The sequence below is a fragment of the Gelidibacter algens genome (genome assembly GCF_001678675.1).
Lineage (GTDB): Bacteria > Bacteroidota > Bacteroidia > Flavobacteriales > Flavobacteriaceae > Gelidibacter > Gelidibacter algens.
Genome location: NZ_LZRN01000004.1, coordinates 158,072 through 166,209 on the forward strand (window position 1 = coordinate 158,072; position 8,138 = coordinate 166,209).

Consider the following 8,138-nt stretch of genomic DNA (forward strand, 5'->3'; position numbering starts at 1 on the left):
GCTTTTGTAAATTTACTGCTTTTATTTTAGATATGAATTTAATTGTTGATGTAGGCAACACACTTGTCAAAATTGCTGTTTTTCAGGAGGATAAACTCTTGGAAAAACAGACTGTGGAGATTTCAAAGTTTGAAGAAACCCACAAAAAAATTTTTGAAAACTATCCCAAGATTCAGAAATGCATCCTTGCTACCGTCGGAAGATTGCCAAAAGAGGTCATGATAAGCCTCGAGAAACAAACGGAAGTCCTCATATTGGATGCCAGTTTGAAATTTCCGTTTCACAATCGGTATGCAACGCCAACCACTTTAGGAGTGGATCGAATGGCACTTGTAGCAGCCTCAGTAAAACACTACCCTCAGCATAATGTTTTGATTATAGATGCAGGAAGTTGCATTACTTACGATTTTATTACCCATCAAAATAACTATCTGGGCGGCGCCATCTCTCCAGGCCTACGGTTGCGTTATAAAAGTCTGCATAATTTGACGGCAAATCTTCCGTTATTAGATACTGAGATGCCAAAAAGCATTACTGGAGACAGTACGGCTGCAGCAATTCACTCTGGTGTAGTGCTCGGAATTATCAAAGAAATTGATGGCGTCATTGACGATTATCGAAAAAAATATCCAGATTTAACAGTTATTTTAACAGGAGGGGATGTCAATTTCTTGTCAAAGCAATTAAAAAATAGCATATTTGCCAACTCGAATTTTCTTTTAGAGGGTTTAAACTTTATTTTAGAATTTAATACAAACTAATGATAAAAAAACTTGTAATAGTTTTCATCACCGTTTTCGCATTTCAAGCGCAATCGCAAAACGGCACAGCATCTCCTTATTCATTTTACGGCATTGGAAGTTTAAAATTTAAAGGGACAGTTGAAAACAGGAGTATGGGAGGCTTAAGTTTCTTTACTGACAGCATCCACGTTAACCTCCGCAATCCTGCTGGTTATGCTGGTAACAATCTTAAAATGTTCAATAATGAAAGTCGGCCCATTAAATTTACCGTTGGTGGAAGCTCTAGCAATTTAACGCTTAAGACTGATAACGAGAGTCAAAAAACCAATGCTACAACCTTTGATTATTTAGCGCTTTCGGTGCCCATTGGTAAATTTGGTTTTGGATTTGGTTTGTTGCCTTACACTTCAGTGGGTTATAAATTGGAGTCCAGAAACGATGAAGGCAATTTAGACAATCGTTATAAAGGTGAAGGCGGACTCAATAAGGCATTTATAGGTTTGGGGTACCAAATTACACCAAGTTTGGGCGTGGGTGTTGATGCGAGCTACAATTTTGGAAACATCCAAAATAGTGCCCTCGAGTTTGCTTATGTAAATGGAGAGCCTTTACAATATTTTTCCAAAGAAAGCAACCGCTCTAATTTGAGTGGTGTCAATCTCAATTTTGGACTGAGCTACAAAACAATGGTTACTGATAAATTGCAATTAACGTCAGGCCTAACCTACATGCCAAAAAGTAACATCAAATCTGAAAATGAGCGTTTCTTCTCATCCGTTGTTGTAAATGTTGTTACAGAGCAGGAAATTCTTATTAATACGATTCAAGCCGATTTGGAAAGTCAGAACTTGAAAAAGACAGACTTAACCCTCCCATCCAAATTCTCATTTGGTGCGGGTATTGGCCAACCTCAAAAATGGTTCGCAGGGGCAGAGTACACCTTTCAAAAGACGAGCGAATTTGAAAATCCTATTTTTACGGCTAGTAATGCTGAGTTTATTGATGCTTCTACGATTGCATTGGGCGGATTTTATATTCCGAACTACAACTCGTTCTCAAGTTATTGGGAAAGAATAGTTTATAGGGCTGGTGTGAACTTTGAAAACACAGGGCTGAAGATCAATAATGAGACCATTAATGAGTTTGGCATATCTTTTGGAGTTGGGTTACCAGTTGGAAATCTTTTCTCAAATGCCAACATTGGTTTTGAGTTCGGAAAGAGGGGTACAACTAAGGCAAATTTAATTGAAGAAAATTTTATGAATTTGCAAATTAGTTTATCTTTAAATGATCGATGGTTCCAAAAAAGAAAATATAATTAACTGAATAAATTTAAAACGATGAAAACACGAGTTACTTTAATCCTACTTGCTTTGTTTATGGGTTTCAATGTTGGTTTTGCACAACAAGATGAGGAATGCATGCTCAACTTAACGTTAATGAGCGATAATGCCAAAAGCAAAAAGTTTGATGAAGCCTATGAGCCATTTATGAAGCTTCGTAACAAATGCCCAAAATTTAATTACGCCATTTATTATTATGGTGAAAGAATTCTGAAAGACAAAATTGAGAAAGCAACAGGAACTGAAAGAGTTGATTTTGTCAATGATTTGATGAAGGTTTGGGATGAAGGTCTTGCAAATTTCCCAGATAAATACAACGTTGGAGATATCCTACAGGAGAAAACCTTGTTAAAGTATGAAGAAAGAGAAGCGTTAGGTTTAGGCAATAAACAGGTGTATGATGCTTTTGATGAACTTTACAAGAAAGAGCCTAAAAGCTTTACCAATCCAAAAGGCTTGTATGTTTATTTCTCAACTATAGTTGATATGCATGATGCCCAGGAGGTAGAAGTATTGGATGTCTTTAATAAATATGACGATGTTAGTGAAAAGATCAATCAGGAGATTGACAATTATACCGAAAAGCTGAATCCACTTGTTGAAAAGGAAGAAGCTGGTACAGAATTGGACAAAAAGGAAGCGCAGTATAAAAAACAATACGAAAGCTATCTGGAGGCCTATGAAAAAATATCAGGTAGTATTGACAGTAAGCTTGGTAAATTAGCCAATTGTGAGGTGTTAGTGCCATTATACAAAAGAGATTTCGATAAGTTTAAGAGTGATTCTGAATGGTTAAAACGTGCGGTTAACAGAATGTACAATAAAGAGTGTACAGATGATCCGCTATATATTGACTTGGTAAAAGCGTATGATGCGTCTTCACCATCAGCAGACACCAAATACTTTGTTTACAATTTGTTGATGTCACAAGGCAAGGAAAAAGAAGCAAAGCCTTATTTGGACCAATCTTATGATCTTGAAAAAGACCCATTAACAAAATCTAAATTGGCCATGCGTTTTGGTAAAAGTTTAAAATCTCAAGGCAACTATGGTTCTGCAAGATCTTATTTCCAGAAATCTTTAGAGTTAAACCCATCTAATGGGAGAGCTCATATTGAAATTGCGAACATGTATGCGGCTAGTGCCAACAACTGTGGCGATACCAATTTTAACAAGAGAGCGGTATTCTGGTTGGCAGCTGCCGAAGCTAGAAAAGCTGGTAGAGTAGATGCCAATTTAAGATCTTATGCTGAAGAGTTGGCTAGAAGTTTTGAGGGTAAAGCACCACAAAAAAGCGATATCTTTGGATTGGGTAACTCTGGCGAAACCATAAGAATTGCTTGTTGGATTGGTTTAAGTGTGACCGTGCCAAAGATTTAATGACAAAAAAAATATCATATTATATATTTAACATAGTCACAGCGTTTGCTGTGACTATGTTTTTTTCATGCAAAAACAACTTTAAAGAGGTCCAGCAAATTGGAGTTCTTCAAAACGAACCCATAGGTGTTGCTGAAAACATGAATCTTAAGTATACAGATTCCGGGCGTTTAAAGGCAAATTTGCTAAGTCCTAAAATGTTGGATTTTTCCAATAGAGGATTTTCCTATAATGAATTTCCTGATGGCGTTATCCTTAACCTTTATGATGAACTCAATAAGAAAAGTATCATCGTCGCTGATTATGCCATCGTGTATAACGGTACGGATTTGATTGACTTGAGAGGGAATGTGCGTATTACTACAGAAACTAAAGATACGATCTTTGCACAACAACTGTTTTATGATCAAAAGCGCGATTGGGTGTTTTCCAACAAACCCGTAAAATACGTATCTCCAACTAAAGTCGTGACCGGAAATGCGTTTGATTCTAACCGTGACTTTACCAGCTATGGTATTAGTGAGGTTACCAGTACGGTATATTTAGAAGAAGATACGTCTCAGTAAAATCAGGTGCCAGTGGCAACATTTCTTCCGCTCGGCAAATCCATTATTTTAAATTTAAGTACAGCTAAATAATTAGCTATCTTTGTCGCTTAATTAAAATGATTCATTAAAATGCTTCAAAAAATTATTCAATACATTTATTTATTTATCGCCATATTCTTTATTTATGAAACCGTTAGGTTGTGGAATGAAGATAGAGGTAAAGCATATATGCTTTTGTTTTTTGCGGTTTTGGCCGTGGGAATGTATTTTTTCAAAAAGCATTTCAGAAAAAAAATGAATAACAACCAATAATTTATGGACGGTAATGCCCTTATCATTATTGTGTCCCTCATTTTATCTGCTTTTTTCTCAGGCATGGAGATTGCCTATGTGTCTTCCAACAAAATCCACATAGAAATTGCTAAGAAGCAAAATGATTTTCTAGCCAAAACACTTACAAAACTTACTGCTAAACCTTCTAAGTTTATAGCTACCATGCTTATTGGTAACAATATTGCTTTGGTGGTCTATGGCTTCTTAATGGGCGATAAGTTGGTCAATTGGTTCAAATCCCTATTGCCCACAGACTATGTTTTTTTGAACTACCTGTTGAATGATTTGAGCCTTTTGTCCCAAACCATCATTTCAACCTTACTGATCTTAATTACTGCCGAATTTTTACCGAAGGTGTTTTTCCAGATTTATGCCAATTCACTTCTCAAAATATTAGCAGTTCCTGCATACTTTTTCTACGGCTTGTTTTCATGGGTTTCAGATCTTGTGATTTGGATTTCCAATATGATTTTGAAACGCTTTTTTGAAACGGGTGGAGATGATGTACATCTGGTGATGACAAAAATAGAACTGGGAAACTATATCAGTGAGCAAATGGAGTCTGTTGAAGAACATGATGAAATTGACAGTGAGATCCAGATCTTTCAAAATGCCCTTGATTTTTCGGAAGTCAAGGCGAGAGAAGTGATGTTGCCTCGTACTGAAATTATCGCCGTTGATATCAATGATTCCATTAAAAACTTGAATGGGCTGTTCACCTCTTCCGGATTGTCAAAGATTTTAGTGTATAACGATTCGGTAGATGATATCTTAGGGTATGTCCATTCTTTTGAGTTGTTCAAAAAACCTAAAGATATCAAATCAGTAGTAATGGGTGTCGAGTTTGTGCCAGAAACGATGTTGGTAAAAGATGTGCTGAACGTGCTGACCAAAAAGCGAAAGAGTATTTCAGTGGTGATTGATGAGTATGGTGGAACGTCAGGCATTATTACCGTAGAAGATATTATTGAGGAATTGTTTGGAGAGATTGAAGACGAACATGATACGATAGCATTGATTGAAGAAAAAATAGACGATGAAAATTATAAGTTTTCGGCACGATTTGAAGTCGACTATATCAATGAGGTCTATAAATTAAATCTTCCGGAAGGTGAAAATTATGAAACTTTAGGAGGATTGATCGTTGATGAAACCGAAGAGATTCCGCAAGTCAATGATCAAGTCCAAATTGAAAAATATTTATTTACCATTTTAGAGGTGTCCACAACAAAGATTGACCTTGTATCGTTGCGGGTACTTGATGAGGATTAGGGTTTAGTTTTCAGTCTTCAGTTTTCAGTGTTCAGTTGGCAGTCGGCAGTTTTCAGTGTTCAGTGTTCAGTGTTCAGTATTCAATGTTCAGTGTTCAGTTGGCAGTATCTAATGTCTAAATTGATTGCCAATGACGTGTTACAAACCCCAAACCCCAAACCTAATACCCCAATCCCTAACTTGCTTCTAAACACCTCATTTTCGAGATACTTCCAGGTCATTACCAAAGATCAGCAGCACACAATGCACTAATAATTTAATAAAGTAGTATTCTACTTTTATTATTTGATAGAAATTGGTATTTTCGCGCACTTATATTTTCTAACTTATACAACATAATGGCAGTTTTAAATAAAATTAGACAACGCTCAATTTTTCTTATTGTAATTATAGCCTTGGCATTATTCGCTTTTGTGCTTTCTGACCTGTTCAGAAACAGCAGTGCTTTTGGGACTTCGCAAGATACCATTGCCACTATTAATGGCACTGATATTAAACGTGATGACTTTATGGGCCGTGTTGAAAACATGCAACGCCAAATGGGTCCTAGTGCAACTTCCACCCAAACAATGAACAGAGTATGGGACCAGGAAGTGAGACGTGCTGTTATGGAAAATCAATTTGAAGGTTTAGGTCTTTCTGTTGAAAAAGATCAAATGAGAAATCTTTTGAGAAACAATTTTTCAACGTTCCCAGAATTTACCAATGAAGCAGGTATTTTTGACGAGAACAGATTAAATGAGTTTATTGCCAATTTAAAAGCGATCGCTCCAGAGAGAGCACCGCTTGGAAACTTCCAAATCAACTATGCGGAATGGGTGAGTAATGAAAGCTCAATAGCTGTTGCTGCAAAAGAGCAGGCTTATTTTAGCATGGTCAAAGCTGGAGTTGGTGCAACGCTTGCTGAAGCAGAGGTAGAGTACACAATGGAAAGTGCCACTGTGGATATGAAATTTGTAAATGTGCCTTATTCTTCAATTGACGACAGTGCGGTTAAGGTTTCTAAATCTGAAATTTCAGATTATATCAATAAACACAAAAAGAAGTTTGAAGTTGACGCTTCAAGAGATATCAATTTTGTACAATTTACAGAGTCTGCGTCCTTAGAAGATGAAAATGCTGTTAAGGATAATGTGGCTTCCATGTTAAACACAAGAGTAGAATACAATGAAGTGTCAAAATTGAATGACACTATAGTTGGCCTAGAAGCAACTAAAGATATTGAAGGTTTCATCAACGCCAACTCTGACGTGAAGTACACCAATAATTATTTGACAAAATCAAGTTTGCCAGATGTGGCACAGGATAGTATTTTCAATTTGAATGTTGGGCAGTATTATGGGCCATATAAAGACAATAATATGTACAAGATCACTAAGGTGGTTGAGGAAAAATTTATGCCAGATTCTGTAAAATCAAGACATTTATTGATTCCTTTTGTAGGATCTCGTGCCGCAGATGCTGAAACGGTTCAAACAGAAGCAGAAGCAAAGGCTACTGCAGATAGTTTGTTGACTATTATTAAAGGTAACCGTTCAAAATTTGTTGATCTTTTAGATTTCTCTGTTGACAAGGTCAGTAATGAGAAAGAAGGGGTTTTAGATTGGTATTCTTACAATTCAATGGTGCCAGAATTTAGAGATTATACTTTTGAAAACACTAAAGGAGATCTTGCCGTGATCAAAACCGATTTTGGTTTTCACGTAATTGAAATTTTAGATCAGACAGATAAGAAGCGTATGGTTAAAGTGGCAACACTTGCACAAGCCATCGAGCCTTCAGAAAATACAGTTGATGATGTTTTTAACCGTACTTCAAAATTTGAAATCGCACTTCAGGATAAAGATTTTCAAGATGTGGCAAAAGAAAACGATGCAGAAGTTAAACCTGTAAATAATATCAAAGAACTTGAGGAGAATATCCCAGGATTGGGTAGTCAAAGAGCTATTGTACGATGGGCTTTTGAAAACGGAACCAAGGTAGGTGATTATAAGCGTTTCTCTATCCCAGGTGTAGGTTATGCTGTTGTTCAGGTAACTTCAGTCAACAAAGAAGGATTGATGACGCCAGAGGCTGCTTCAGCAACTGTGATTCCTGAAATCAGAAAAGAGAAAAAAGCAAAAATGATCCGTGAGAAAATTTCTGCTGCAACTGTAGATGCTGTTGCAAAGAATCAAAATGTACCGGTATCTACTGCAACTGCTGTAAACATGAAGAACCCAACCCTTTCAGGTGCAGGTTTGGAGCCTAAGGTTGTAGGAACTGCTTTTGGATTAAAAGAAGGTCAGACCTCTCAATTAATTGACGGCAACAAAGGTGTGTTTATGGTAGAAGTGACTAAAAAGACAGGTGCTCCTAAATTGGACAACTATCAAGCTATCGCCAACCGTTTAAACACATCAAAAATGAACTCAGCACAAACTCAAGCTTATGAAGCTCTAAAAGAAGCTGCAGAGATTAATGACAACAGAGCTACATTTTACTAGTAGTTTTCAAAATATAGTATAAAAAAAGAGGTC

The 8,138-nt window shown here is 36.6% G+C and carries 6 protein-coding genes; all 6 read left to right on the top strand.

Features of this window, described 5'->3' with window-relative positions:
- Positions 1–32: 32 nt before the first annotated feature.
- Entirely contained in the window at positions 33–761 is a 729-nt protein-coding gene (locus tag A9996_RS03190) for a type III pantothenate kinase (RefSeq protein ID WP_066430802.1), read from the top strand.
- Positions 761–2,065 (top strand): BamG family beta-barrel-assembly machinery protein, encoded by a 1,305-nt coding sequence (gene bamG, locus A9996_RS03195; protein WP_066430804.1) that lies wholly within the window; start codon positions 761–763, stop codon positions 2,063–2,065. Before A9996_RS03190 ends, bamG begins: the two co-directional genes overlap by 1 nt.
- 18 nt (positions 2,066–2,083) lie before the next feature.
- Positions 2,084–3,466, top strand: coding sequence for a tetratricopeptide repeat protein (locus A9996_RS03200; RefSeq protein ID WP_066430806.1), 1,383 nt, complete (start codon positions 2,084–2,086; stop codon positions 3,464–3,466).
- Entirely contained in the window at positions 3,466–4,032 is a 567-nt protein-coding gene (lptC, locus tag A9996_RS03205; protein ID WP_066430807.1) for an LPS export ABC transporter periplasmic protein LptC, read from the top strand. Before A9996_RS03200 ends, lptC begins: the two co-directional genes overlap by 1 nt.
- A 297-nt stretch (positions 4,033–4,329) precedes the next feature.
- Positions 4,330–5,619, top strand: coding sequence for a hemolysin family protein (locus A9996_RS03215; RefSeq protein ID WP_066430809.1), 1,290 nt, complete (start codon positions 4,330–4,332; stop codon positions 5,617–5,619).
- 338 nt (positions 5,620–5,957) lie between these two features.
- On the top strand, positions 5,958–8,105 hold the full coding sequence (locus A9996_RS03220; RefSeq protein ID WP_066430811.1) for a peptidylprolyl isomerase: 2,148 nt from the start codon (positions 5,958–5,960) through the stop codon (positions 8,103–8,105).
- Positions 8,106–8,138: the final 33 nt, after the last annotated feature.

Excerpts from the sequence above, each read along its gene's own strand:
- A9996_RS03190 (WP_066430802.1), top strand. The coding sequence starts at position 33 with ATGAATTTAATTGTTGATGTAGGCAACACACTTGTCAAAATTGCTGTT.
- bamG (WP_066430804.1), top strand. The coding sequence starts at position 761 with ATGATAAAAAAACTTGTAATAGTTTTCATCACCGTTTTCGCATTTCAA.
- A9996_RS03200 (WP_066430806.1), top strand. The coding sequence starts at position 2,084 with ATGAAAACACGAGTTACTTTAATCCTACTTGCTTTGTTTATGGGTTTC.
- lptC (WP_066430807.1), top strand. The coding sequence starts at position 3,466 with ATGACAAAAAAAATATCATATTATATATTTAACATAGTCACAGCGTTT.
- A9996_RS03215 (WP_066430809.1), top strand. The coding sequence starts at position 4,330 with ATGGACGGTAATGCCCTTATCATTATTGTGTCCCTCATTTTATCTGCT.
- A9996_RS03220 (WP_066430811.1), top strand. The coding sequence starts at position 5,958 with ATGGCAGTTTTAAATAAAATTAGACAACGCTCAATTTTTCTTATTGTA.